At 40.8% G+C, this 25,050-nt stretch carries 21 protein-coding genes; 15 read left to right on the top strand and 6 right to left on the bottom strand.

The window, feature by feature from the left end; translation table 11 throughout:
* Positions 1–2: 2 nt before the first annotated feature.
* On the bottom strand, positions 3–1,088 hold the full coding sequence (locus AC3WJJ_RS02530; protein ID WP_492537721.1) for a M42 family metallopeptidase: 1,086 nt from the start codon (positions 1,086–1,088) through the stop codon (positions 3–5).
* A gap of 275 nt (positions 1,089–1,363) precedes the next feature.
* On the opposite strand from AC3WJJ_RS02530, the gene AC3WJJ_RS02525 reads away from it, so the two are divergent.
* The 3 genes from AC3WJJ_RS02525 to AC3WJJ_RS02515 all read left to right on the top strand — a co-directional run bounded on the left by AC3WJJ_RS02525 (position 1,364) and on the right by AC3WJJ_RS02515 (position 6,230).
* Positions 1,364–2,113 carry a class I SAM-dependent methyltransferase gene (locus AC3WJJ_RS02525; protein ID WP_492537718.1) on the top strand — a complete coding sequence of 250 codons (750 nt, stop codon included), beginning with the start codon at positions 1,364–1,366 and terminating at the stop codon, positions 2,111–2,113.
* A 266-nt stretch (positions 2,114–2,379) separates the two neighbouring features.
* Positions 2,380–5,586, top strand: coding sequence for a cohesin domain-containing protein (locus AC3WJJ_RS02520; protein ID WP_492537716.1), 3,207 nt, complete (start codon positions 2,380–2,382; stop codon positions 5,584–5,586).
* A 167-nt stretch (positions 5,587–5,753) separates the two neighbouring features.
* On the top strand, positions 5,754–6,230 hold the full coding sequence (locus tag AC3WJJ_RS02515; protein WP_492537714.1) for a GNAT family N-acetyltransferase: 477 nt from the start codon (positions 5,754–5,756) through the stop codon (positions 6,228–6,230).
* Positions 6,231–6,328: 98 nt separating this feature from the next.
* On the opposite strand, the gene pgmB is transcribed toward AC3WJJ_RS02515, so the two are convergent.
* The 3 genes from pgmB to AC3WJJ_RS02500 all read right to left on the bottom strand — a co-directional run bounded on the left by pgmB (position 6,329) and on the right by AC3WJJ_RS02500 (position 10,657).
* Positions 6,329–6,988 (bottom strand): beta-phosphoglucomutase, encoded by a 660-nt coding sequence (pgmB, locus tag AC3WJJ_RS02510; protein WP_492537713.1) that lies wholly within the window; start codon positions 6,986–6,988, stop codon positions 6,329–6,331.
* Positions 6,989–7,006: 18 nt separating this feature from the next.
* Positions 7,007–9,295: a glycoside hydrolase family 65 protein gene (locus tag AC3WJJ_RS02505; RefSeq protein WP_492537711.1), complete on the bottom strand. Its 2,289-nt coding sequence runs from the start codon at positions 9,293–9,295 to the stop codon at positions 7,007–7,009.
* Positions 9,296–9,637: 342 nt separating this feature from the next.
* A complete protein-coding gene (locus tag AC3WJJ_RS02500; protein ID WP_492537708.1) occupies positions 9,638–10,657 on the bottom strand; it encodes a LacI family DNA-binding transcriptional regulator in 1,020 nt (339 codons plus the stop codon).
* Positions 10,658–10,973: 316 nt separating this feature from the next.
* On the opposite strand from AC3WJJ_RS02500, the gene AC3WJJ_RS02495 reads away from it, so the two are divergent.
* The 5 genes from AC3WJJ_RS02495 (at position 10,974) to AC3WJJ_RS02475 (ending at position 16,554) form a co-directional block, all read left to right on the top strand.
* A complete protein-coding gene (locus AC3WJJ_RS02495) occupies positions 10,974–11,825 on the top strand; it encodes an endonuclease/exonuclease/phosphatase family protein (RefSeq protein WP_492537706.1) in 852 nt (283 codons plus the stop codon).
* A gap of 267 nt (positions 11,826–12,092) precedes the next feature.
* Entirely contained in the window at positions 12,093–13,370 is a 1,278-nt protein-coding gene (codB, locus tag AC3WJJ_RS02490) for a cytosine permease (protein ID WP_422661163.1), read from the top strand.
* Positions 13,339–14,607, top strand: coding sequence for a cytosine deaminase (locus AC3WJJ_RS02485; RefSeq protein WP_492537704.1), 1,269 nt, complete (start codon positions 13,339–13,341; stop codon positions 14,605–14,607). The genes codB and AC3WJJ_RS02485 overlap by 32 nt, the downstream gene beginning before the upstream one ends.
* A 228-nt stretch (positions 14,608–14,835) precedes the next feature.
* The gene (locus AC3WJJ_RS02480) at positions 14,836–15,147 is read left to right on the top strand and encodes a hypothetical protein (RefSeq protein WP_492537702.1); all 312 of its coding nucleotides are present in this window, start codon (positions 14,836–14,838) and stop codon (positions 15,145–15,147) included.
* Positions 15,148–15,582: 435 nt separating this feature from the next.
* Positions 15,583–16,554: a VanZ family protein gene (locus AC3WJJ_RS02475; RefSeq protein ID WP_492537700.1), complete on the top strand. Its 972-nt coding sequence runs from the start codon at positions 15,583–15,585 to the stop codon at positions 16,552–16,554.
* 98 nt (positions 16,555–16,652) lie between these two features.
* On the opposite strand, the gene AC3WJJ_RS02470 is transcribed toward AC3WJJ_RS02475, so the two are convergent.
* The gene (locus AC3WJJ_RS02470) at positions 16,653–17,063 is read right to left on the bottom strand and encodes a MerR family transcriptional regulator (RefSeq protein ID WP_422661459.1); all 411 of its coding nucleotides are present in this window, start codon (positions 17,061–17,063) and stop codon (positions 16,653–16,655) included.
* Positions 17,064–17,296: 233 nt separating this feature from the next.
* On the opposite strand from AC3WJJ_RS02470, the gene AC3WJJ_RS02465 reads away from it, so the two are divergent.
* From AC3WJJ_RS02465 to AC3WJJ_RS02435, 7 genes are all read left to right on the top strand, one after another.
* Positions 17,297–18,337 carry an NAD(P)-dependent alcohol dehydrogenase gene (locus tag AC3WJJ_RS02465; protein ID WP_492537697.1) on the top strand — a complete coding sequence of 347 codons (1,041 nt, stop codon included), beginning with the start codon at positions 17,297–17,299 and terminating at the stop codon, positions 18,335–18,337.
* A gap of 31 nt (positions 18,338–18,368) precedes the next feature.
* Positions 18,369–18,941, top strand: a complete 573-nt coding sequence (locus AC3WJJ_RS02460; RefSeq protein WP_492537695.1) for a DapH/DapD/GlmU-related protein — start codon at positions 18,369–18,371, stop codon at positions 18,939–18,941.
* A 96-nt stretch (positions 18,942–19,037) separates the two neighbouring features.
* Positions 19,038–20,078 carry a DUF1835 domain-containing protein gene (locus tag AC3WJJ_RS02455; protein WP_492537693.1) on the top strand — a complete coding sequence of 347 codons (1,041 nt, stop codon included), beginning with the start codon at positions 19,038–19,040 and terminating at the stop codon, positions 20,076–20,078.
* Positions 20,079–20,206: 128 nt separating this feature from the next.
* On the top strand, positions 20,207–20,575 hold the full coding sequence (locus tag AC3WJJ_RS02450; protein WP_492537691.1) for a DUF3221 domain-containing protein: 369 nt from the start codon (positions 20,207–20,209) through the stop codon (positions 20,573–20,575).
* A 107-nt stretch (positions 20,576–20,682) separates the two neighbouring features.
* Positions 20,683–21,333, top strand: coding sequence for a hypothetical protein (locus tag AC3WJJ_RS02445; RefSeq protein ID WP_492537689.1), 651 nt, complete (start codon positions 20,683–20,685; stop codon positions 21,331–21,333).
* A 222-nt stretch (positions 21,334–21,555) separates the two neighbouring features.
* Positions 21,556–22,482 carry a poly(ethylene terephthalate) hydrolase family protein gene (locus tag AC3WJJ_RS02440; protein ID WP_492537687.1) on the top strand — a complete coding sequence of 309 codons (927 nt, stop codon included), beginning with the start codon at positions 21,556–21,558 and terminating at the stop codon, positions 22,480–22,482.
* A gap of 111 nt (positions 22,483–22,593) precedes the next feature.
* On the top strand, positions 22,594–23,118 hold the full coding sequence (locus tag AC3WJJ_RS02435) for a CueP family metal-binding protein (protein WP_492537685.1): 525 nt from the start codon (positions 22,594–22,596) through the stop codon (positions 23,116–23,118).
* 208 nt (positions 23,119–23,326) lie between these two features.
* On the opposite strand, the gene AC3WJJ_RS02430 is transcribed toward AC3WJJ_RS02435, so the two are convergent.
* Positions 23,327–24,820: a peptide MFS transporter gene (locus tag AC3WJJ_RS02430; RefSeq protein ID WP_492537683.1), complete on the bottom strand. Its 1,494-nt coding sequence runs from the start codon at positions 24,818–24,820 to the stop codon at positions 23,327–23,329.
* Positions 24,821–25,050 lie beyond the last annotated feature (230 nt).

The raw sequence follows: 25,050 nt of genomic DNA, 5'->3' as shown, positions 1-25,050 counted from the left end.
CATTACGCTTGGCCGAAGATAATTTCTTTCACTTGGTCTTTATCCAATCTCTTAATGACTTCGGTGATTAATTTCACCGCATTTTCGAAGTCATCACGGTGAAGAATTGCCGCATGTGTGTGAATATATCTTGTCGCAATTGAAATCGCAAGCGATGGAACGCCTCCAGCAGTTACGTGAATGGCACCAGCATCTGTACCGCCGCCTGCAACATAATCGAATTGATAAGGAATCCCGAGCTCATCAGCAGTATCCGTAATGAAATTACGTAGACGGCGATGTGAGATCATGGACCCGTCATAGATGAGAATTTGCGGACCTTTGCCCATTTTGGCTAAAGCATCTTTCTCACTTATACCTGGCGTATCACCAGCGATCCCAACGTCAACCGAGAAACCGATATCTGGTTGAATGACATTGGTTGCCGTTTTCGCTCCGCGCAAGCCAACTTCCTCTTGTACGGTACCGACACCGTAAACGGTATTTGGATGCTCGACATCTTTTAATTGTTTCAGAACGTCGATTGCTATAGCACAGCCAATACGGTTGTCCCATGCTTTGGCCATTAACATTTTTTCGTTTTTCATCACCGTAAAATCACATACAGGTACGATGGAATCCCCTGGACGAACACCGAATTCTGTAGCTTGCTCTTTGCTTTGTGCTCCGATATCGATGAACATCTCTTTTTTATCTACTGGATTTCTACGGGCTTCTGGCGATAATATATGCGGGGGTTTAGAGCCGATGACGCCCGGAATATTCCCCGTGCGAGTCATAATAGTCACTCGCTGTGCAAGCATCACTTGCTCCCACCAACCACCAAGTGGTTGAAAGTAAATAAAGCCTTTGTCGTCAATCCGCGTTACCATGAAACCAATTTCATCCAAATGGCCGGCAACCATTATTTTAGGGCCATCAGAGACTGAGCCTGTTTTTCTGGCGATCAAGCTGCCGAGATGATCAACAGTCACTTCATCAGCATAAGGGGTGATGTGTTCCCGCATCACGTCGCGTACTTCATCTTCATGACCAGGTACGCCATTAGCGTCGGTTAAAGCTTTTAACATTTGTAGGGTAGAGTCCAAGGATGTCCCTCCTCCATTAGAATTGAATTTCAATTTATTATATATGAATTTACAGGTCAAGTCATTACTGGAAAGCGATCTTTGCTTGCAAATATAAGCCTTGCATTCAAAATAGCCTGTGGTCATGGTTAGGATTCAATCATTAACTAACTATGATTAATATCAATGGACACTAGCTTATTAGTATATTTTTCTATAAAATGAAATTGGGTTTCATCTATTGAAACGCAAGCGGTGTTAATCCCGAAATGACTTGGATAGGAGTGTGGTTTTAGATGAGCAGTAAGGAACGGTTTTCGAGCCGTGTCGATTCGTATGTGAAGTATCGTCCCAGTTATCCGCAAGAGCTTATAGATTATTTGTATGAAACAGTAGGAATTGATGGCGAGATAGCCGATATTGGATCCGGGACAGGGATATTCTCAAAGCTTCTGCTGAACCGGGGAAGCTGCGTAACCGCAGTGGAGCCCAATCAGCCTATGCGCGAATCTGCCGAATCAGACCTTGGAGGAAAACCTGGATTTCGTATGGTCTCAGGCTCAGCCGAGGAGACAGGGCTGCCCGATCAATCGGTGAATCATATCGTGTGTGCTCAATCCTTTCATTGGTTTGACCGTGATGCTGCCCAAATGGAGTTTCGTCGGATCCTGAAACCGGGTGGAAAGGTGGTACTGATATGGAACTCTAGGATCACGCAAGGAACGCCGTTCTTGGAAGCGTATGAAGAGCTGCTTCTTACCTATGGAACCGATTATAAAGAGGTGGATCAAAAGAACCTTTCGCACGATACGCTCGCTAATTTCTTCAAGTTAGGTGACATGAAAGAGGAAAGGTTCTTCAATCGGCAGATCTTTGATTATGAAGGATTATGTGGCCGTTTGCACTCATCTTCTTACGCCCCTCTTCCTGACCATCCGAATTTCGAATCCATGATGAGTGAACTGCGTGCTATTTTTGATCGAAATGAGCAAAATGGTTTTGTGTTTTTTGATTATGAGACCAAGGTATATTGGGGAGAAGTTTAATTATTATATTCCCCAAGGATGTGAAATTTTTAGAGATTTTCTTATCATAAAGAAAACGTAATTAACATAGCTATCCTGTATGTAAGACAGATTATCATCTTAATACTGAAGTGCTGGGTATGAGCTTAGGAGAGTCATCTCTTGAAGAGCATACCTTTTTCCATTTTAGAAGAATATTAAGGTGAGAAGGGGGAATGCAATACTCGTATTCACTTAATATCTGTTAATTGCTCCGTTGATTCGGATTCGATAAGGAGGTTATAATCATGAAAAAGATGTTGCTAAAGGTATTAATGTTAAGTCTTTCAGTACTTGTTTTCGTGTGTGGAATGCCACTGGCAATGGCCGATTCTGAAAGTGTTGTGGCATCCTCAGGTATTAATAAGATGGTCGGAGTGAAGGAGGCAGTTCTATTGGGTGGCGAGAAGAAGGGGAAGAGTCAGACCAGTTATTCTAATACACTGAACCATGAAGTTATTAACCGAGATGCAAATCTTTTACCTTCCGATAGTTTATTAAGCGTGCATAACGTTGCGAAAGACGAGGAGAATGTGTCAACGGGCAATACCACGTATTATGTGGATGATCTGAACGGTTTGGATACCAATAGTGGTACAGGTCAAGATCAAGCGTGGAAGTCATTGAAACAAGTGAATGCGTTTACATTTTTACCAGGGGATAAAATCCTATTCCGTGCTGGAGGAAAATGGTTCGGGTCATTGCAGCCGAAAGGCTCGGGTTCTAAGGGGAAATCGATTGTCATTGGCAGATATGGTGAAGGTAACAAACCCTTAATTGAAGGGCAAGGACTCGTTGAGAATACAGTGTCTCTCTATAATCAAGAGTATTGGGAAATCAGCCACTTAGAGATTACGAATAAAGGAGTACAGGCAGCTACTTCCCCACGCCGTGGTGTGCTCGTCATGGGAGAGGATTATAAGAAGGGGAATGAGACCAATGTAACCGATGTTCATGTGCTGAGCGGTATATATATCCATGATCTCTACGTTCATGATGTGAATGGTGAGGATAAGAAGGATGTAAGCGGAAGTGCAGGGATTCAAGTAAGTGTCCGAATTCAAGGGGTTGTGAATAATGTTCCGGATTCGAATCGAATCATTCAGCGTACAACGTTCGACGACGTCAAGATTATCAATAACGAGATCCGTAATGTGGCGAGATCAGGCATTGTTACTTGGAACGATTGGAAGAGTAGAGCTCTACTTGGAAGCTCGTATGGCAGCAGCGAACGAACACCTTGGACTCCAATCACCAATGTTATCATTCGCGGTAACAAGCTCTATGACATTGGTGGCGACGGTATTGTTCCGCATATGTCTGACGGTGCGCTGGTGGAATACAATTTCTTAGATGGATACAATCGGACATCGTCTGGTTACAATGCTGGTATGTGGACGTGGAATGGCGATAATACGCTCTATCAGTTCAACGAAGTGACACGCGGCTTCTCAACACGAGATGGGCAGCCATTTGATTTTGATCACGGATCCCAAGGGATTATCTATCAATTCAACTATAGTTATAATAATGATGGAGGTAACCTGCTGATCTGTTCGGATGGAAGTGGTGGTGAAGTGAGGAATGGTATTTATCGTTATAATATAAGCCAAAACGATAAATACCAGATATTTACCATCTGTGGTGCAAGTAATGCAAAAAACATTCAAGTCTATAACAACATTTTCTATGTCAAAGAAGGAATGAACACTAATCTGCTTGTCAGCCAAGGTGGAGCTGTTGAAGTGAAGTTGTTCAATAACGTCTTCATTAACCATGGTTCAGGTGGATATACAGCCAAACCAAGCTGGACTTATAACAATAATGCGTTCTATGGTAATCGTGTTCCATCCAAGGAACAGATTCCAGATCCATTCATGATAACAGGGGACCCGTTACTTATGGACCCTGGCAAGGCAGGCACCGTGTTAGGCGTTCCTGGTGTGATTGAACCCAATCAAGTGAAGTGGGATGCACTTCAGGGTTATAAGGTTCGAGATGATTCACCGCTCATTAACGCAGGACGATTTATAAGTGTAACGCATAATCCTGGTGTTCGTGATTACTACGGAAATCCAATCTATAATGGGATGCCAGATATCGGTATTCACGAATATTCAGGAGAGATTTTTCCAGATGTAGATCCGTTCGAACCTGTGATTCCAAAGCCGCCAGCGGTCATTAAAAATGGGGACTTTGAGAATATCGCACAGCACGGACCACGAGATCCATGGGATTATATGTGGAACAACGGCGGAGGGATTGTAAGTGATGGCCATGCGCATAGCGGAAACTACGCAGGTGTCATCAAAAAAATCTCGGCAGAAACGACAATCGAGCAGACCTTTGCGGTTCAACCAACTACTACTTATCGGATTAGCGCGTATACCAAGGTATTGGATCCACAGTTGGAAATTCTTTTTGGAGTTAAGGGGTTAGGAATCGATGAAAGCCTGCGTGTAACTTCCTCAGATTATAAGCTAGAGACAATTGAGTTTACGACTGGAAGCAGTACGAAATCGGCTACGGTCTATTTCTATAAGAAATCTGGTCCTGCAGCAAATGCTTATATTGATGATATCAAGATTGAGGAAGTCGTTGCAGTTCCAATCGATAAAAGTAAATTGCAAGCTGAAATCAATCAAGCAATTAAGCTGCAATCGGATACGGTAGTAGGAACTCTCCCAGGGCAAGTATCTAATGGTGCAAAAGAAAAATTGGATAATGCCATCACAGCTGCTAAGGATTTGTACGGTAATAATGAAGCGAAGCAATCGCAAATCGACGCGGCCGTTGTAACACTGAGCGCAGCTATAACGGAATTCAGAGCGGCCATTGTACCTGCACAGCCGGATTTTCCAACGACGACACTAACTGGTGACAATACGATAAAAGCGGGAGATGTATTCACAGTTACATTGGGACTTGATCAGGTGAGAAGACCCGTTTACGCACAGGATATTTCATTGAATTATGATGTGAATCTGATGGAATATGTGGGGGCAGTCCCCAGTCTTTCCGGCGTAAGTATCGTGGATAAAGTGACTAATTCCAACGGAAAGCTTCGATTTATCTTAGCTAGTGAAGGTGCAGCGCATGCGGTTTCCGGAAAGACAGATGTGCTTAATCTTTCTTTCCGAGCCAAGGGAGTGGAACAATCTGTCTCAGGGCTAATTTCCGTTTCCAATGCAACCATAGCAGACGATGAGGGGAGAGAAGTGACGATCGGGAACTCTTCCAAGTTGATTCAGGTGATTGTCGGTTCTCCAGGAGTTCCAGGTGATACGAATGGGGACGGGAAATTTAGTATCGGTGATTTGGCAATTGCTGCTGCGAATTATGGCCTTACCAGCAAAGATCCAAATTGGGAGAATATTAAAGCTTCTGATTTAAACGGAGACGGAGTAATCGATATTGAAGATCTAGCAGGAATTGCGAAGAAGATTGTAATGTAAGTACTAGGGGCATCCATGCGTGAAAGTTGGATGCCCTTCTTTGTGGTGCTTAATATGAACGAACATGAGGTAGATGGTAGAAATTGATTATTGGATAAGTTAGACTTAATGAAGTGGGTTGAGTATATGTTAGTTTTACTTTTAATTTGAAAAATGGAGCTACTAGAATGAACATAAGAACAATTCGAACAGAAGATAACCATGACATTGAAGCGATTATTCGGCAGTGTTTAATTGATTATGGCGGAAATCGTGCGGGATTAGCGTGGGAAGATGAAAGTTTAAGCCATTTATCTGACTATTATAATCAAGAGGGTCGAGCATATTGGGTTGCGTTGGATCAAGACGGCAAGATGCTTGGTGGCTGCGGAATCGCACCCTTCGGTTCCCCGGAGGACCAGATATGCGAATTGCAGAAGATGTACTTAATACAAGAAGCAAGAGGAACAGGAATTGCGAATAAATTGCTGCAGATCGCTTTGCAATTTGCACAGCAGAACTATCGAGTTTGTTATTTGGAAACTCTGCAAACGATGCAGGCAGCTAATCACTTTTATAAGAAACACGGGTTCCGCTTGTTGAAATCTCCACTCGCAGGGTCTGAGCACTTTGCTTGTGATGCTTGGTATATCCGGGATTTATAAAATTACCAATATCCCATTGGACAAACAGAAGACGCAAGTAAGATAGATCGCAGGTAACGATCTACTCTCTTACGTCTTTTTTGCATATCAACACTTTATTAATTTGTTTTTTTCCTAAAGTTCTCTTTCAGCAAATGTAGAGACAAATCTGCAGTTGAAGAGACGATGAGGTCTGCTTTTTGCATTTGAGCAGGCGTACCTACACCGACCGCGTACATACCAGCTGCGAGAATAGACTCGATCCCGGCTTCTGCATCTTCGATGCCAACACAGTCTTCGGGGGGGACATCGAGTTTAGCTGCACCAGTTAGGAAAATTTCCGGATCAGGCTTACCTTTCTTGATCAAATTCACATCTAAGACATGATTAAAATAGTGGGTGACACCGAGACGGTCAAGGATAAACGGTGCATTCTTGCTTGCGGAAGCAAGAGCTGTCTTTATACCGGCTTCCTGCAGCTGAGTTAAAAGTGTTTCAATGCCGGGGAGCAGATCTTTTGGTGTTACTTGTTTAATCATATCTTTATATAGATCGTTCTTCTTTTCAGCGAGTGCTTTTTTCTCTTCTGCGGGATAAGAGACATTGCCGAGAGCTAGAATCAGCTCCAGCGATTCCATCCGGCTCACGCCTTTTAACTTCTCATTGTATTGTTTGTCGAATGGAAGATGTAACTCGCTGGCTAAGCTTTTCCATGCTAGATAATGATACTCAGCTGTGTCGGTAATGACCCCATCGAGGTCGAAAATAACGGCTTTCATTGTTTCTCCCCCTATAACTTAAGCTTCTGAAGAAGTTGTTGCAACTAACGGCGCTTGATCCGTAATGTGAACTTTTTTATCATATAGTTCCATAGATAGCGGTGGACCGGAAACGAGTGTAATTATGACTTCATTTTGATCAACGCTTACCTTAATCAACCGATCTCTATAGTTAATATGGAAGTTGTATTTCTTCCAATCTTTTGGCAGGAATGGAGCGAAGCGGAGAGTATCTCCATACGTTTTCATACCGGCAAATCCTTGTACAATCGCAAGCCAGCTACCAGTCATCGAAGTGATATGCAGTCCATCTTCAGTATCATTGTTATAGTTATCTAGATCCAGTCTAGCTGTACGCTTATACATTTCTACCGCTTTTTCTTCCATCTTCAGTTCAGCCGCAAGAACAGCATGAATGGAAGGAGAGAGGGAAGACTCGTGAACTGTCATTGGCTCATAGAAATCAAAGTTGCGTTTTTTCTCTTCTTTAGTAAACTGGTCGCTGAAGAAATAAATTCCTTGTAGTACATCTGCTTGTTTAATGAAAGGAGAGCGCAAAATTTTGTCCCAAGACCATTTTTGATTCAACGGTAGATCTTCTTTGGTCAGTGAAGAAACCGGACGCAGGTCTTTATCTAGGAAGGTATCATGCTGTACGAACACACCCAGTTCATCATCGTAAGGGAAGTACATGCGGTCCACAATGTCTTGCCAGTGAGCAAGTTCGTCATCAGAAATATCCAGCTGCTCTTTTCTCTGTTCGTCGATATTTGTAAGACTTGCCATCGTATATTTCAGCACCCATGTTGCTATGGTGTTGGTGTACCAGTTGTTGTTTACGTTATTCTCGTATTCATTAGGCCCAGTAACACCATGAATCATATACTTGTTGTGACGCTTTGAAAAATGTACTCGGTCAGCCCAGAACCTACTGATTTCAGTCAATACTTCAATGCCTTCATTCTGAAGATACGTTGCGTCACCAGTATAATTCGTATAGTTATAAATGGCGTACGCAATGGCTCCGTTGCGGTGAATTTCCTCAAAGGTAATTTCCCATTCGTTATGACACTCTATGCCAGTGAAAGTAACCATTGGGTAGAGAGCACCTTTTAAACCTTGTTGACGTGCATTATGCTTCGCACCATCGAGTTGATTGTAGCGATAACGAAGCAAGTTTTCAGTAACGCGTTTATCTGCTAGCGCGAGATACATTGGAACAGCATATGCTTCGGTATCCCAATACGTAGCACCACCATATTTCTCACCAGTAAATCCTTTTGGGCCAATGTTCAACCGCTCATCATGTCCATAATATGTCGAGAACAGCTGGAAGATATTGAAACGAATACCTTGCTGTGCTTCAACATCGCCCTCGATCATAATGTCTGCTTTTTCCCAGCGACAAGCCCATTCAGCAATATGCTCTTCTTTTAACTGGTTGTAACCCTTGTTCATCGCTTCTTCCATCAGATGCTCTGCTGTAGGAATGAGATTGTTCTTCTCCATGTCACGAGAAGTTGTAACCACTACAAATTTCTGAATTTCCGCAGATGCGCCGGAAGATACCTCATAGTCATATTTGACTCCCGCATATAGTTCTGCTTCCTCAATAGTCTTAGATACAACGTTCTCTGAAACAATTCCCATCGTAGCATTGACCGTAAAACGCTCGATATCAAATGCATTTTCTATTGTCTCTGCGGATAGGCTGATATAAGGTTCGCTTACCTTTCGCCCAGCTTCAATCCAAAAAGTCTCTTCATAGTTAGCGTCTTCGTTCTTCGTATTTCCATCTAAATAAGGTATGAGAGTTACTTTAAGATTCTCATTCGTTAGATTCGTTACGCGATAGGAGATGAGGCATAGCTCAAGGAAGGTGACACTTAAGAAACGCTCGGTTTCAATACGCACTTGATTATTTACTGTGAATGAACGACGCAGAATGCCTTCTCTCATATCTAACTCTTGATAGAAATCAGTTACGTCATCTTTAAAAGTATCTATCTCGCGGTCGTTGATCAAAATATGTATTCCAATAAAATTCATAGCATTAATCACTTTACCAAAATACTCCGGGTAACCGTTTTTCCACCAACCAACCTTTGTTTTGTCAGGGAACCAAACTCCAGATATATAAGTGCCTTGATGATGATCGCCTGAATAAGTTTCTTCAAAATTTCCGCGAATTCCCATGTAACCATTACCAAGAGAAGTCATGCTTTCTTGAAGACGCAGATGGTCTTTATAAAGTGTATCTGTTGTGAGTTTCCATTCATGTGTGTCAAATAAACGGTTATAAGACATATTCATATCCTCCTTAGAGAGTGTGAGTGCTCACAGCTCCTGTATAGTTCATCATTTCGCTTTCTTTATACTCGTATCGTATTGTAAAGACTCAACATATTATCAACTAAATTCCTACATATTATTTGATGAAGTACTTGAATAACTACTTCAAAAAATACGATGTTAGTATAATGAAAGTGCTCTCATGAAATTTCGTACTCAGTATATAGTGCAACCGGTTGCCTTGTCAATATAAAAAAGAATGATCCCATAATCGTCTTTGATGTAGCAACAAGTAACTGTCTACAAAATCAAAAAAATGGTGATCATTCTTATTTGTTAGCAAGGATTAGTTTACACTTATTCTTCCTTGACTCTAGGTATTGAAGAAGCACGTTCAACAATTCGGTGAGGAACAATAATATGCTTAGTCATTTCTTTGGGATCTAAAATTTTCTCAATTAAACTTTTTGCTGCCTGATATCCTAACGTGAAAATATCAATATCTACCGACGTAAGAGCTGGATTCAACATTTCAGCAATACGAAGGTTATTGAAACTAACGAGAGAACAAGCTTCTGGTAGAGAAAATCCCATTTGAGTTAACATGGTTTGCAGTGATAGAGCTTGCATGTCATCCCCAACAATGATGGCCGTTGGACGGGTAACATGATGGAAAAGTGACTCCAAATCTTCCTTGGTAAAATCAGAATTCAATATATATCTATCTTCAATAGAGATATTCGCTTCCTCAAGTGCTTCCCGGTACCCGCGAACTCTTTCTTTGTGAACGGTTCGGCCAATATCAGCACCAACATAAGCAATATATTCATGCCCAAGCTGCATTAAGTACTGAGTTACATCTTTACCAGCTTGAAAATTATCATTATCCACATGAGTTGTCTCACTAACGTATTGCTGTGGTTTACCTATGACAGTATAAGTGATCTTCTCGTTATGAAAATAATCAATAACCGGGTCATCCAATTTCGAATAGAGAACGATGAAGCCGTCAACGCGGTTCGTTCTTGTCATCATTTTGACGCGTTCGAGTAGTTCTTCATCCGTTCTTGCTGTCACAATAGACATTGTAAAGTTCTTCTCATTTGCAAGCTCGCTAATTCCTCGAATACTCTCCAGAAAAAATGGGTTCTGAAAAACAGCTACATCAGCCTCTGGCATGATAATTCCAATCGATTGAGTCATTTTATTAGCTAAACTTTGAGCAGAAAAATTAGGCTCGTATCCGAGCGCCTTCATTTCTTTCCTTACTCGGGCCTTTGTTGCTTCACTAATTTTTGGACTGTCTTGTATGACGCGAGATACGGTGGAAGTAGCAACATTCGCGCGCTTGGCTATATCTTTAATTGTTACTGCCATCGGTAACGCTCCTTCAATATCTTCTTTTGTTATATCATACACACACCTTAACAAATGAACAACGTTAAACCTAGTTTTGAAAATGCATTTATAAAAAGGGGTTGCAATATGAAAATGAAATTATTTATCATTTTTTTGCAACCGATTGCACCAATTTGCATTGTATAAGCAAAGAATCAGGATTAATCCCATTATGTAAGAGATCTCTTGAGGCTAGCAATATAAATTATAAAAATTGGGAATCATACCTGTGAACTACACGAAAGCCGATGTTCTAAAATCAGATATTCAAGACAGATTAGGGTGATGATGAGCAGTGAAACTATTAACACTTAACACACATGCTTGGATTGAAGAAAACCAATTTGAGAAAATAGAGCAGCTTGCTCATTTTATCAATGAACATGATTTAGATGTCATTTCACTTCAAGAAGTCAACCAATCTATGCAGGAAGAAGCACTTCCTGCATCGGAGCTGACCTATTTCTATGAAGCCGAAGAGAATACTGTCGTCAAAACAGATAACTATGCTTACGTACTTCGTAGACAGTTGAAGCATGAATATTATTGGACATATATTCCGGTTCATACGGGATATGAGAAATACGATGAAGGTCTTGCGATTTTATCCAAAACACCGATTCAGGAGGCTTTCGGGGCTTACGTTTCGCATTTGAGGGATTATGAGAACTACAGGACACGCAAGATCATAGGGATCAAGACGGATTTAGCCGGGGTGAATACCTGGTTTGTCAACGGGCATTATGGGTGGTGGCAAGATGAAGAAGAACCATTTAAACCACAGTGGGAGCATTCTCTTGCTGTAATGGATAAGTATATTGCTTCTACGCCCGCTTTTATTATGGGAGACTTCAACAATGCAGCTCACATTGAAGGAGGAGGTTATTCCTTAGTAACACAAAGTGGATGGCAGGACTGTTATGAACTTGCTGCTCAGAAAGACGATGGTTTCACTGTCGTTAAAGCGATTGCAGGATGGGAAGAGAATGAGCAGAAATTACGAATTGATTATATATTCACGAATCGAGAGATTCCTGTTCTGTCTTCGAAAGTCGTATTTAATGGTACGGATCAGCCAGTGGTCTCAGATCACTCTGGCGTCTTCGTGGAAATACATGATAACGATTGGAAATCTACCAATGGATAATAATGACATTGACATCCTTTGAATTTTCCAAAATAATAGATATTAATTGAATACTGGTACCTTTAATTCAGTCCAGAGAGGCTGACAAGGACAGCGGATTTTTATAGTCTTGCGTAAAATTAGGCGTATTCCCGGTTTGGGGTATGCCGTGTCTTTACGCGGGGTTATGATGCAAGAAGAGGCTACTTGTCAGTGTATAACTTGACGAGTAGCCTCTTTTTTTCTGCTTATTTTGGTATCAGGACACTTTACTTTGGGGGTATTCTGATGAGCAAGCAAGATCAAGAGTTTTCGTGGCAAGCGGTACCGAAAGCGCAGAGAAATCATATTGGGAAGACGTTCTCCGTCATGTTGGCGTTCACATTCTTCTCCGCTAGCATGTTGGCAGGAGGGACTCTCGGCGTCAGCTTGACGTTCATGGAGTTTATAGGGATTGTACTTGCAGGTAATTTGGCACTAGGGATTTATACAGGGGCGCTGGCACATATCGCTGCTAGAACGGGTTTATCAACGCATTTACTGGCAAAGTATTCGTTCGGTGAAAAAGGGTCGTACCTTCCTTCTTTCTTGCTAGGTTTCACACAGGTCGGTTGGTTTGGTGTAGGTGTGGCTATGTTCGCAGTTCCAGTCGCTAGAGCAATGGATTGGAATGTGTATCTGTTAATCTTCGTTTTTGGTCTTGCAATGACAGCATCAGCCATTTTCGGCATTAAAGCTTTAATTGTTCTCGGTTATGTTGCGGTCCCAGCCATTGCTATTCTCGGTGGTTACTCCGTATTTGAAGGTGTGGAAAAGCTAGGCGGTATTCAAGGGTTGTTTGATTACACGCCGACACAGTCTCTGACCACGGCAGCAGCATTGACCATATGTATTGGATCATTCATAAGCGGAGGAACACTAACGCCTGACTTTGCAAGATTCTCTCAGACATCCAAGCAAGCGGTGACGGCAACAGTTATTTCATTCTTCCTGGGGAACTCACTCATGTTCTTATTTGGTGCGGTTGGTGCAATGGCTTATAATCTTGCTGATATCTCGGAAGTTATGTTCCTGCAAGGCTTGATGATTCCAGCAATCATCGTTTTAGGATTAAATATATGGACGACTAATGATAACGCACTCTATGCATCTGGTTTAGGCTTCGCTAACATCACGAAAATCTCGAAGAAATTCTTCGTCATCGTAAATGGTATTGTAGGTACGATATTCGCCATGTGGATGTACAACAATTTTGTTGGATTCCTAAATGTACTTGGTGCTGCGATTCCGTCCATTGGGGCGATTATCATTGCAGATTACTTCTTTGTAAAGAGAAGAAACTATAAACCGTTTGCTGAAATGACCTTTAAAAAGGTAAACTGGATAGCGATGATCGCTTGGGCTATCGGTGTTGCCTTCGCTCAACTGGCACCTGGAATAACACCATTGAACGCACTTATCGGAACGGCCGTGGTCTACATCGTGTTAATGGTGATTGTTCCTGCAAAAGAATCTACAGAAAAGGGGAAAACAAATGATTATACAGAACGCAAAATTGCGGGGTAAAGAAGGTCTATGGAATATCGTTGTCAAAGACGGGAAGTTCGAGCAAATTACGCAGTCAGTGGAAGTTACTTCAAACGATGAAGTGATCGATGTTAAAGGCTCGCTTGTACTGCCGCCTTTCATTGAACCACATATTCATCTGGATACAACGCTCACCGCAGGCGAGCCTGAATGGAACTTGAGCGGAACTCTGTTCGAAGGAATCCAGCGTTGGTCAGAACGCAAGGCATTCCTCACACATGAAGATGTTAAAACACGTTCCAAAACAGCACTGAAGTGGCAAATTGCACAAGGTATCCAGCATGTAAGAACCCATGTGGATGTCACCGATCCAAGCTTAACTGCCGTTAAAGCAATGCTTGAAGTCAAAGAAGAAATGGCACCATTCATTGATATCCAGCTTGTCGCTTTTCCACAGGAAGGTATTCATTCCTTCCCGAATGGTGTGGAATTGATGGAAGAGTCTTTGAAGATGGGCGTTGACGTTGTTGGCGGTATTCCGCACTTCGAATTCACAAGAGAATATGGCGTTGATTCGATGAAGGTTGCATTTGATCTTGCTGAAAAATACGACCGTCTCATCGATATCCATTGCGATGAAATAGATGACGAGCAATCCCGTTTCTTAGAAGTCGTTGCCAAGGAAGCTTTGGAACGCGGTCTAGGATCACGTACAACCGCAAGTCATACGACGGCGATGGGTTCATATAATGATGCTTATACGTATAAATTGTTTAGATTGCTGAAGATGGCTGACCTGAATTTCGTATCCAATCCTTTAGTTAACATCCATCTGCAGGGACGATTTGATACCTATCCAAAACGTAGAGGGCTGACACGCGTCAAAGAGCTACAGGAAGCGGGTCTTAATGTATGTTTCGGTCATGATGATATCTTTGATCCATGGTATCCGCTAGGCACAGGTAACATGCTTCAAGTACTGCACATGGGTATCCATGCTTCGCAACTGCTGGGTTATGACCAAATCGTAAATTCGATTGATCTTATTACGAAAAATAGCGCAAGAACCTTACACATTGAGGATATGTATGGCATTGAAGAAGGGAAGCCAGCGAACTTCATCGTACTTGAAGCGGAGAACGAATATGAAGCAATCCGCAAACAATCTGCTGTGCTTTATTCCTTCCGAGGTGGACGCAAAATTGCAGAAACGATGCCACGCGAAACATCGATCATCTTAGATGGTGATTCAGAAAAAGTCACTTTTAATAAATAATAAAATAAAGCGTGTATGGCTTTAATCAGGACGTGCACTATACTCAGAAATCCCCTCTTCGTGAATAGGATAAGGAACTCAAGTAATTGAGATCTCTTCCTACGATATAAGAGGGGATTTTTTTTGCGTATTTTAGGTGTTTCAATCATTCAACTATATGTGATAATTAAAGATAATATATAATTTAAAGATAGAGGCTAGGACGATAGCTTAGAAGGAGGAACAAAAATGAGAAAACGCATAATAGGTCTTGTCTGTATAACTTTAGGGTTAGGCGTGTTAGCCGTTCAGCATTTTCATGTTCCGACTGAAAGGGTGTATGTCTATCCACCTAGGGCAGAAGAGAAAGCTATTCACGAGGAAATTCAATCATCAGGAAGCCAACTGATTGTTAATGGAAGTTCTATCCCTCATAAGGTAATTCCAAGGGATGTATCTGAAGCAGAGGCTAAGCGACTTCGTGAAGAAGCTGGTTATTCATCGGAGGGGGTAACAGGAGGAGTCATTGTTGAATTGAAAGAAATTGATCCAGACTCCTGAAAGAGGATGGGACTGACCTAATGTATTTTCTTTCTTCTCTTTACTCCTTGGACAATAAACATAAGACCCATTAAGAAAAATAGTATATTACTAGAATTCAACATGTGTTGTTCAGATAATAAGTCTTTAGTTACCGAATAAATTTGGATGACCAATATAATAGAAGCGTACAAAAAATACATATTGGATTTGTCTTTGAATATTTTCATACCAACTAACCGTATTAGAAGTGTTATTGCAATTCCGTAAACTAAGATTATTCCCATAAAAATTAGAGCTAAAATCGAAACATTCATTATTAATTCCTCCTCATAGCAAAATAACATTATTTTCCATAATGACACGTGGCTTCATTGACATCAATGAAAACATACTATTATACTTTTACCGGTAACAAAATGTGCATGTAATGCTAAGAATAGAAAAGGTGTGTTTATGTATCAGGGAAAATCAAGAAAAATCGTCCTCACGCTGCTTGGGTTATACACGTTATTAACCTTGTTCTTCTTATTTCTAGGATTCAATCGAGCTAGCATCAATCCAGAGGGTTTACGGTATAGCTTCATACCTAGTGGTATTCCTCTACACTTTCCCATGGGAAAAGATTTTAAAATTTGGTTTTTTGAATGGGGGAATTTCTTAGCCTTCATTCCATATGGAATCCTCATCCCGCTACTGTTCCGCACAACATTTATCCGGTTTATCAGCCTATTTGTTGTTTGTATTACGATACTAGAGACTATTCAAATGTTTACGGGTCTAGGAGCATTCGATATTGACGATATCATCATAAATACAATCGGGGCTGCAGCAGGATATGTAGCACAGCGGATTGTATCCCAGCATCGGAATTCAGTAAGAGGAATGCTTAAAATCCTCCTGAATGCAATTCTTATCTCAGCAAGTACAATTATTCTCGTAGGCGGTGCCAACTATTACTTGGAGAATGGCGGCGGAGAAATCGTAGCTTTGAATGAAGTTGATGTAGCAAAGGGAACGGTACTATGGGATGAAAGTCTTACTGGATTTACTGCAGCCCAATCAAAGATTGAGCCAAAGATTAATCTTTACAGCCATAAGAACACTAAAAATAATGAGTTTTCGTTCCTTTTAAATGGTGAATATACGAGAATGGAAGGATATGTTGCAATACCGAATGAAGTAGACATCATGAACGGGAGAAGTGACATCATATTTGAGGCAGATGGATCAGAAATTTATTCAATCGGATTAGGAGATCATCAGCCAGATTCATTTCAGATTCCCTTACAAGGGGTAGAGGAGCTAACCGTTAAAGTTATCAGCGATGGACCAAATCTGAAGACCAATATCGTAATATGGGACACTACACTTACAGAAGCAAACGTAGGACAAAAGCTCATCAATAATATTCGCTCCTTGTTTTAGACGGGCAGGATAGTCATTGAATGATGTGCACTGTCAAGCTACAACGGAATATTTAACATAGTATTCATTCAAGTCCAACTCGTTGGACTTTTTTTATTTTAGGTAAGTGAACTTCCTATATTATCTTTATGAATACTTTCTGTTCCTGCTTCAAGCGCAGTTTTGTAATACATACATTTATGTTCGATAACTTCCATGGATTTTTTCAATTCTTCAATCTGATGTTCAACAGCAGCTTTTCGTTCCATAAATAAGTCATATCTTTGCTGTAAGGTTGCATCTCCATCAGAACACCAGTCGATAAATTTCTTGATTTCTTTGATGGGCATTCCCGTAGATTTTAAACATTCAATCACTTTTAAAGCACCTAGATCAGACTCTTTAAACACTCTTATTCCAGTGGATGTACGTTCTACAAAAGGCATCAGACCTTCCTTATCGTAATAACGCAAAGTGTGTGGTGTAAGGTTTAGTTCTTTAGCAACCTCGCTGATCGAATATGTAGTCATCATGTTTTATCCTACTTTCTATTCTATAGACTTCGAGTTAACTCTATGATCATGCGGATATTAACACGTAGTCTATTTCTTCGTCAATAAGTAGGAATAGTATTATATTTATGACTTGACTTAGAGTTAACTCTAGGGATTACATTTATCCATAAAGAGAAGTAAGTAGGAATGCTATTGAAAATGTAGTGTTTTTACCGCTCTCTTGGAATTTAATATTAGGAGGTTATTTTATGATAAAAGCTAGAGCACGGGCCGTAGATGGACCAGATAAGCCATTTCGGGAAGCTGAAATTAAACGACGGGATCTTGATTCCCACGATGTCTTAATCGATATTAAATACTCTGGCATATGCCATTCCGATATACATACTGCTCATGGTGAATGGGGGCCGGTGAATTATCCGCTTGTACCTGGACATGAAATTGCGGGTATTGTTACGGATGTAGGAGCAGAAGTTACAAAATACAAGGCTGGTGACCGCGTAGGCGTGGGCTGCATGGTTGATTCCTGTGGCGACTGTGAGAACTGTCGTAATGGGGAAGAGCAGTACTGTCTAAAAGGAAATACTCCGACCTACGCTGGTGTAGATAAATATGGAGAGCCGACACAAGGCGGGTATTCTTCCCACATCGTCGTTACCGAAGACTTTGTTGTACGAATTCCGGATGCTATTGAACTTGATGTAGCGGCACCTTTGCTATGTGCAGGGATCACGACGTATTCACCGCTTAATCATTGGGGAGCTGGCCCAGATAAAAAAGTAGCGGTGGTTGGAATGGGTGGACTCGGTCATATTGCAGTCCAAATTGCCCATGCAATGGGTGCTGAGGTAACGGTTCTATCTCAATCATTAAACAAAAAAGAGGATGGCTTACAGTTTGGCGCAGCTAGCTACTATGCCACAAGCGAACCTGAAACCTTTGAAAAACTTGCGGGTTCATTTGATCTGATCTTGAATACGGTAAGTGCAAATATTGACATTAATGCATATTTTGGATTACTCAAGCTTGATGGAACCTTAGTAAATGTAGGTGCTCCTGGAGAGCCATTATCCGTTAATGTAATGTCGTTGATTGGTCATCGCCGATCTTTTGCAGGTTCAATGATTGGAGGTATTAGAGAAACGCAGGAAATGTTAGAGTTCTGTGCTCAGCATAATATTGTACCTAAGATTGAAGTGATAACGGCGGACGAGATTGATTCTGCATATAAACGAGTGTTATCTTCCGATGTGAAATACAGGTTCGTAATTGACATTAGCACGATGTAATATTTAATGAAGAGTTAGGTGGGATCGTTCCATGGATATGAAAGAGTTTATTGAATATTGTAAAGACGGAAATCCCATTTCGCGTACAGATACAGATTTGCATGGACTATTAGTACAGTGTAGTTATGAAGCTCAAAAAGTTACCATGACATTAAATTCGTCTTTTCATACAAAAGAAGAAATCGTAGAGATTTTTAGTGAATTGACGGGCAGTCACATCGATCCATCCTTTATGTGTTTTCCGCCATTCTATACGGATTTTGGTAAGAACATCGTCATCGGCAAGAACGTATTTCTAAATACGGGATGTTCATTTCAAGATCGCGGTGGCATCCGTATTGGAGACGGAACAATGATCGGAATGAATGTAACTATAGCTACTCTAAATCATGGACTCGCTTTAGAAACAAGAAATACAACTTACCCATATCCAGTTACAATAGGTGAGAATGTGTGGATTGGATCAAATGCTACAATTCTACCAGGAGTGACGATTGGTAAGAATGCTGTAGTGGCAGCGGGTGCTGTTGTGACGAAGGATGTTCCTGAAGATAGCGTTGTAGCTGGAGTACCAGCAAAAGTTATAAAATCCATACATGATTGAATCTTTATAAGAAGTCGCCTATCGGCGGCTTTTTTTTTGGGAGATTAATTACAAAATGTGGTACCATTGTGTGTATTATCCTTAAAGGAGGGAGTCATGGATAAGTTATTCGACAATCTAAGTCAATTGGGTGAGATGGAACTTCGAATGCTTTTTAATAATATCTTGCAGACAGTAGACCGCAAATATAAGAGTGGCACCGAGGAAGATAAAAGGATAGCTGAAGGACTCGTTGATATGATTCAAGAGCATATGAATATAGTCAGCGATCATAAATTACATACGAACGAACGAGAACGGTTTATCCATATCGTATTTAGCCTTTCTGATGCAGGATCGTTAAAAGTAACGCTCTCTAAGATAGATAAACAGGATCAATGTAAAGTGCTAGCATTTAATGAATGGTTCTCCGTTGGACCCATATTGAACATAGATACAACCGCTGGACAGCAAGATCGGCTCTTATGGCAAATGGAATACGATGAGGATTTCAAAAGTGCTCAATATGTCGAACCCGCGCATCAACTTGCGAATATGGTTAAGGCGGTAAAGGATATTCCCGAGCATAAAACGATAGTCATATGGTGTGCAGACAATGCTCATGACCAAACTGGATTACGATTCGTGTTGCATTTGTTAAGAGAACGAAAAGAGAACGTTCATGTTGTTAATGTGACCGAACTCTATCAAGCTACTGAGTTTCAATCTTTAAAAGATGTTATTGCACCTTATGCTAGCGCATTAATCGATCGAAATTATTATCAAGCAATCGTTAGAGACTATTATGAAGGCATCCCTCTTCATTCTAGCCAAAGAAAAAGGTATGAATCCGAATGGGAAGTGCTATCTAGTAGCAATCATGTTCTTCGGTTGTGGGAAGAAGGCACGGTAACGGGCAAGGATGAAAATGCCCTAGATGAAATAATCATCAAGTCCATCATTGAACTGGAGGAAGAACAAGACGAGGATGGCTATATTCTGGCTGGGAGTGTCGTTGGTAGGGTGCTCGATGCATCTAGACAACTCATAAGTTACTCATTCATTTCTGTTCGAATATGGACGTTAGTTAACCAAGGGATCTTGTTGTTTAGAGGACTGCCTGGGGCTTTATATACGTTTTCAGTTAAAGTGGTCTAAGAAGGAAAAGGAATATTCAGGATGAAAGCACGATCAAATAAGATGCATTGAAGACAGATGGTAATCGACTTTTCCATGTCATCGGACCAAGGAAGTGGTTTGAATAATTATCCAGGAGGAGTGGGTAAATGAGAAAAATAAATAAAAGGAGCGTCTTTGTACTAGTTTTAACACTTCTGATAAGTATATTAAGCGGTTGTAATGCGGCGCCTGAAACAGGCTACGGAGATTTTATTATTTCAAAGGAAGACCAAAGGATACTAGTAGCGAAGAAGATTTCACAGGAGGATGCTGCAAGTAAAACGCACGCTGAACTGAAACAAGATAATATCGAAATAATCAATTATATAGTCGAAGATATCGAACTCTATAACGAGCTTGAACCAGGTGAACAAGTTTATGTGACCCCGAAGACGAGCGCTAATGGGGCATATATCGTAATGAAATCGGATCCTCCACAAATTGTAGTGGGCCGGATAGAAAGACTTAGAGATTAACTCCCTCATAAATACAGAGGTGATAGGATTAATAAATAACGATATTAAACTAAAATCTGTTATAATATACGTTTGCTATTAATTACTTTGTATGAAGGAGATTTACAATGGGGTCCATATGGTGGAAAATTTTATTTTATTTGTTTGTGTTTATTTTTGCTTTATTCATGTCACTTAATGATTATTCACCAATTCTGACAGTTGGTCTTTTGTTCGTGGCTACTATTTTAGCATTTTCGTTGTTCTTTTATTATCCATTGTTATTAGAGAAGCGAATAAGTCGTTTAGAGTCTTTTTTGCGTAAACAGAAAAAAACACCGGCAATTTACGTTCACTATGTCTTGGCGAACAGACTAGAGGATGAAGCAGGAGAGATTATGGAGCAGCTTATGAGCAAATATAAGCAGAGCGGTACACGGGCTATCTTTCAAGCAGCCTTCGGTGTTTATCAGAACGATATGGACATGGTTCGTGAAGCTTTGCCGGATATTCAAAAATCCGACTATCGCGCGTATTACGAAACCACTATACATATCGAGAATGGTGAGATGGATCGAGCCCGTGAGACTCTCGGTTCAATCAAAAAACACTGGATGAGATTAGCGCTCCTAGTCGATATCGAAATGAAATCTGGCAACCAAGCTGCCGCTATTCAATATGCTCGGGAAGCAGTAAACTCTACCAGAGGTGTTAACCGCTATACACTCTATAAGGAATATGAAAGAGAATTGCCGCAAGCTGTTGAAGGCATTGGATAGACTAAAACCATATCGTAGATATTTTCAAAATAAGACTGCTATCGTTGGCAGTCTTATTTTGTTTACCACATTATCCATAAGCCGTGTCAGTGTTTGATTTAATGTAAGGGCATATATTCAAAAGAAGGGATTAGATATTGAATAGAGAACTTAGTGTGAATCAATATATTAAATAGGATTTTATTAGAAGGAGCGAGATAAACTCTCGTAGAGGTAACATGTATGAAGGTTTTGAAGAAACGAAAGTGGATTGTATGGTTCTCAGCTTTAGTGCTTATCATTACGGTTTCAATAACCATTTTCATGCAAATAATCATCCATTCTAATGTTCCAAAACTTGCAGAAGAAAGTATTGAGCAGCGGTATGCACAGCAAGGAAGCTATCCTGTAAAAGTAGAAGAAGTAAAGAGTAAGAGTGGAGAGGCTTTGTTTAGAATATATTATCCAGCATTTCAAGAAAACGAATCTTATCCTATGATATCTTGGGGAAATGGAACAGGTGCCACGCCAGATCGTTATGACGAGCTCTTGACTCATCTTAGCAGCTGGGGATTCATTGTCATAGATTCGTATAGCAAGACAACAGGAACAGGCAAAGAAATTATAGAGGCTGTCGATTATCTAATAGATGAGAATGAACTAGAAAGCAGCTTGTTTTATCAAAAAATAAACGTGAAACAGATTGGTGTGGCTGGACATTCTCAAGGTTCTACAGGGGTTATTAACGCTCATACCAACTTTACAAATGGATCGTTGATTAAGACGGTTGTATCCATCGCGCTCCCGGACTTGAAGCATTGTGACCCAGAGGATGTGTACGATACAGCGCGTATTACGGTTCCATTCCTCATTCTGGGCGGCACGCGAGATTTTCTAATCTCACCGGTATCAACGAATCAATTAGCCTTGCAAAGTACTAATGCAACTACTCCTGTTATGATGGGGATGGCAAAAGGTGCAGCTCATACAGCAATTGAAGGAGACGGTGGCAATCATAGGGGCTATTTGACAGCTTGGATGAGATATCGACTGTATGATGATCAGGGGGCCAAGAAGGCTTTTCATGGAGATTCCTCCGAGATGAGCCATAACCCCAATTGGTTACACGTTATACAAGCCAATATGGATGCTGATGAATTCGTGCAATAACATAAATTCAAGAATTTGTGAATAATACCACCATAAAGTAAGGTAGATCTATGATAAATTCAGAATAGTTTTACTTTTCAATATATGACGAAAACGGGAGTGACAGAATGTATGAAAAAAGGTTTGCTCTTACTAATGGGTTTATTACTAAGCGTGGTGTCAGTAGCCTGTAACAATGATGGTAGTACACCAAAAGAAGCGGATGCACAGGATATTAAAGAGAAAGTCCATGCGTATAGTTTAAGTACTAATGAGGATGAGAAAGCATCAATTACATCACATGAACTTATCGTAACGGATAATGGTAAGAAGACTACTTTTAACCTTCCAGAGGACGAGTTTTTTGTTTCGATTGCACCGTATGTTGAAAGTACACATGAATGTGCTATTCACTCGTTAACGGGGTGTCAAGGAGAATTAGTAGAAAAAGACTTCGATGTGCATATTCAGGATAAAGAAGGTAACGTAGTGGTGAATGAAACGATGACGTCTTTAGATAATGGATTTATTGATCTATGGTTACCGCGAGACCGGACTTATCAAGTGCAAATTAAGTATGATGGCAAAACAGTAGAATCTGAAATTTCTACTTTTGAGGATGATAATACTTGTATCACAACGATGCAACTAACATAATTCCTCTGTAATGCTTATCAAAGTTTATGACGATAGATCAGACTACCTACTTAAGTATCCTTCACCAGTCAATACAGTCAATAATACTATATTCGTTTGAAATAAAACAGAACGGCGACCCTCACTTGAGGATCGCCGTTCTTTGTATTAGTCCACTGCTGCACTTATTTGCATCGATAACCAGCAGTAATCTGGACGCGATAATTTTTTAACGTATCCCTTTCATATAGCCTTGAATTTTTGAAGAGAACATGAAGAGTACGATACTGAGCAGGATCGCTGCTCCACCAATAACACCGAAATAGATCATCTCTGTCGCTGGGGAATAGAACTTAACAATCTGTGCATTAATCGCTTGAGCCGCCGCATTGGATAAAAACCATAAGCTCATAGTCTGAGCTGAGAAAGCGGAAGGAGCCAATTTTGTCGTAGCCGATAAACCTACAGGAGATAGGCATAACTCACCAAGCACAACAATGAAGTAGCTAAGAACGAGCCACAAAGGATTAACGAGAGAGTCTTCACCACCGAAGTAAGCCGGTAAAAGGATAACTAGGAAAGACAAGCCGGCAAACAATAAACCGAGTGCGAATTTCTTAGGTATCGTTGGCTGCCGATCACCAAGTTTTACCCAAAACCAGGCAAACACTGGCGCTAATAAGATAATAAATAAAGGATTTAAAGACTGAAACCAAGCTGGCGTAATATGAATGCCTGCAAAATCCAATTGTGTCCGTTTATCTGCATAATTGGCAAGGATCGTTGAACCTTGTTCTTGAATAGCCCAGAACATAATCGCTGCAATAAACAGTGGAATGTACGCGATGAGTCTGGATCGTTCCTCACTTGTGGTTCGTGGACTACGGAACATAACTATGAAATATAGAGTAGGAATCAGAATTCCCAAGATGCCAATTATTACGATCAGCGTATCAAATGTCAATAAACCGAGAGGAATCGTAATGGCAACAATAGCAGCGATAATCATAACACTGATACCTACAATAAGGAACACTTTCTTCCGTTCCTCTGGTGATAAGGGACTTGCTACGTAAGTACCTGCAAGACCGAGGTTTTTTTTCTTCGTAAACACAAACATAATCAATCCAAGAAACATACCGATCGCTGCAAGACCGAAGCCCAAGTGGAAATTATAATCCATACCAACGGTTCCGACAATGAGCGGGGCTATGAAGGAACCCAAGTTAATGCCCATATAAAAAATACTGAATCCTGCATCTCGTCTCTGATCTTGCTCACTATAAAGTTCTCCAACCACGCTGGATACATTGGGCTTTAATAAGCCTGTACCGAGCACGATCAGAACCATGGACACAAAGAACAAAGCAAGACTGCCTGGTATAGCGAGGGTGATGTGACCAAGCATAATGAGTATCCCGCCGTAGAATACAGCCTTGGACTCACCGAATATTCGATCTGCTAACCAGCCTCCAATAATCCCTGACATATATACAAGTGAACCGTAGATGGATACGATGGCTAGAGCCGTGTTCTCATCCATGCCGAGTCCGCCCTTACTCACTTCGTAATACATATAATAAACCAGGATTGCTTTCATTCCATAGTAGGAAAAACGTTCCCAAAACTCAGTGAAGAATAGGGTAAACAACCCTTTGGGATGTCCGAAAAACCCCTGTTGCGGAACACTCTCAACAATTTTTTGCTTGTTTACATCAGACATGCTGTCACTTCCTCCTTGGTGCATTAAATGTTCTGTTAAAAGCGTCATCCTTTCATAAGGATGTCCACTTTAAGTGAATTTCAACTTTTAATTCCTTGTTTAGACACTTCGGCGGACTAAAATTATACCATATGTATAGTTGATTTTACTATTAAGATGGTATATGCACATATATTTCCAACCTTGAAAGGCTTCGATTACAGCGAATAGAGGGGTATAAAGTTTTCGAC

This window comes from Paenibacillus sp. FW507-14B1B, from assembly GCF_058781425.1.
This window is presented reverse-complemented; position numbering and strand designations above follow the sequence as displayed.

Bases quoted from the DNA above. Each gene is read 5' to 3' on its own strand.
- AC3WJJ_RS02450 (WP_492537691.1), top strand. From the start codon at position 20,207: ATGAGAAAAATAAATAAAAGGAGCGTCTTTGTACTAGTTTTAACACTT.
- AC3WJJ_RS02455 (WP_492537693.1), top strand. From the start codon at position 19,038: ATGGATAAGTTATTCGACAATCTAAGTCAATTGGGTGAGATGGAACTT.
- AC3WJJ_RS02480 (WP_492537702.1), top strand. From the start codon at position 14,836: ATGAGAAAACGCATAATAGGTCTTGTCTGTATAACTTTAGGGTTAGGC.
- pgmB (WP_492537713.1), bottom strand. From the start codon at position 6,988: ATGAAAGCCGTTATTTTCGACCTCGATGGGGTCATTACCGACACAGCT.
- AC3WJJ_RS02485 (WP_492537704.1), top strand. From the start codon at position 13,339: ATGATTATACAGAACGCAAAATTGCGGGGTAAAGAAGGTCTATGGAAT.
- AC3WJJ_RS02435 (WP_492537685.1), top strand. From the start codon at position 22,594: ATGAAAAAAGGTTTGCTCTTACTAATGGGTTTATTACTAAGCGTGGTG.
- AC3WJJ_RS02440 (WP_492537687.1), top strand. From the start codon at position 21,556: ATGAAGGTTTTGAAGAAACGAAAGTGGATTGTATGGTTCTCAGCTTTA.
- AC3WJJ_RS02520 (WP_492537716.1), top strand. From the start codon at position 2,380: ATGAAAAAGATGTTGCTAAAGGTATTAATGTTAAGTCTTTCAGTACTT.
- AC3WJJ_RS02465 (WP_492537697.1), top strand. From the start codon at position 17,297: ATGATAAAAGCTAGAGCACGGGCCGTAGATGGACCAGATAAGCCATTT.
- AC3WJJ_RS02460 (WP_492537695.1), top strand. From the start codon at position 18,369: ATGGATATGAAAGAGTTTATTGAATATTGTAAAGACGGAAATCCCATT.
- codB (WP_422661163.1), top strand. From the start codon at position 12,093: ATGAGCAAGCAAGATCAAGAGTTTTCGTGGCAAGCGGTACCGAAAGCG.
- AC3WJJ_RS02470 (WP_422661459.1), bottom strand. From the start codon at position 17,063: ATGACTACATATTCGATCAGCGAGGTTGCTAAAGAACTAAACCTTACA.
- AC3WJJ_RS02475 (WP_492537700.1), top strand. From the start codon at position 15,583: ATGTATCAGGGAAAATCAAGAAAAATCGTCCTCACGCTGCTTGGGTTA.
- AC3WJJ_RS02525 (WP_492537718.1), top strand. From the start codon at position 1,364: ATGAGCAGTAAGGAACGGTTTTCGAGCCGTGTCGATTCGTATGTGAAG.
- AC3WJJ_RS02505 (WP_492537711.1), bottom strand. From the start codon at position 9,295: ATGTCTTATAACCGTTTATTTGACACACATGAATGGAAACTCACAACA.
- AC3WJJ_RS02430 (WP_492537683.1), bottom strand. From the start codon at position 24,820: ATGTCTGATGTAAACAAGCAAAAAATTGTTGAGAGTGTTCCGCAACAG.
- AC3WJJ_RS02500 (WP_492537708.1), bottom strand. From the start codon at position 10,657: ATGGCAGTAACAATTAAAGATATAGCCAAGCGCGCGAATGTTGCTACT.
- AC3WJJ_RS02515 (WP_492537714.1), top strand. From the start codon at position 5,754: ATGAACATAAGAACAATTCGAACAGAAGATAACCATGACATTGAAGCG.
- AC3WJJ_RS02445 (WP_492537689.1), top strand. From the start codon at position 20,683: ATGGGGTCCATATGGTGGAAAATTTTATTTTATTTGTTTGTGTTTATT.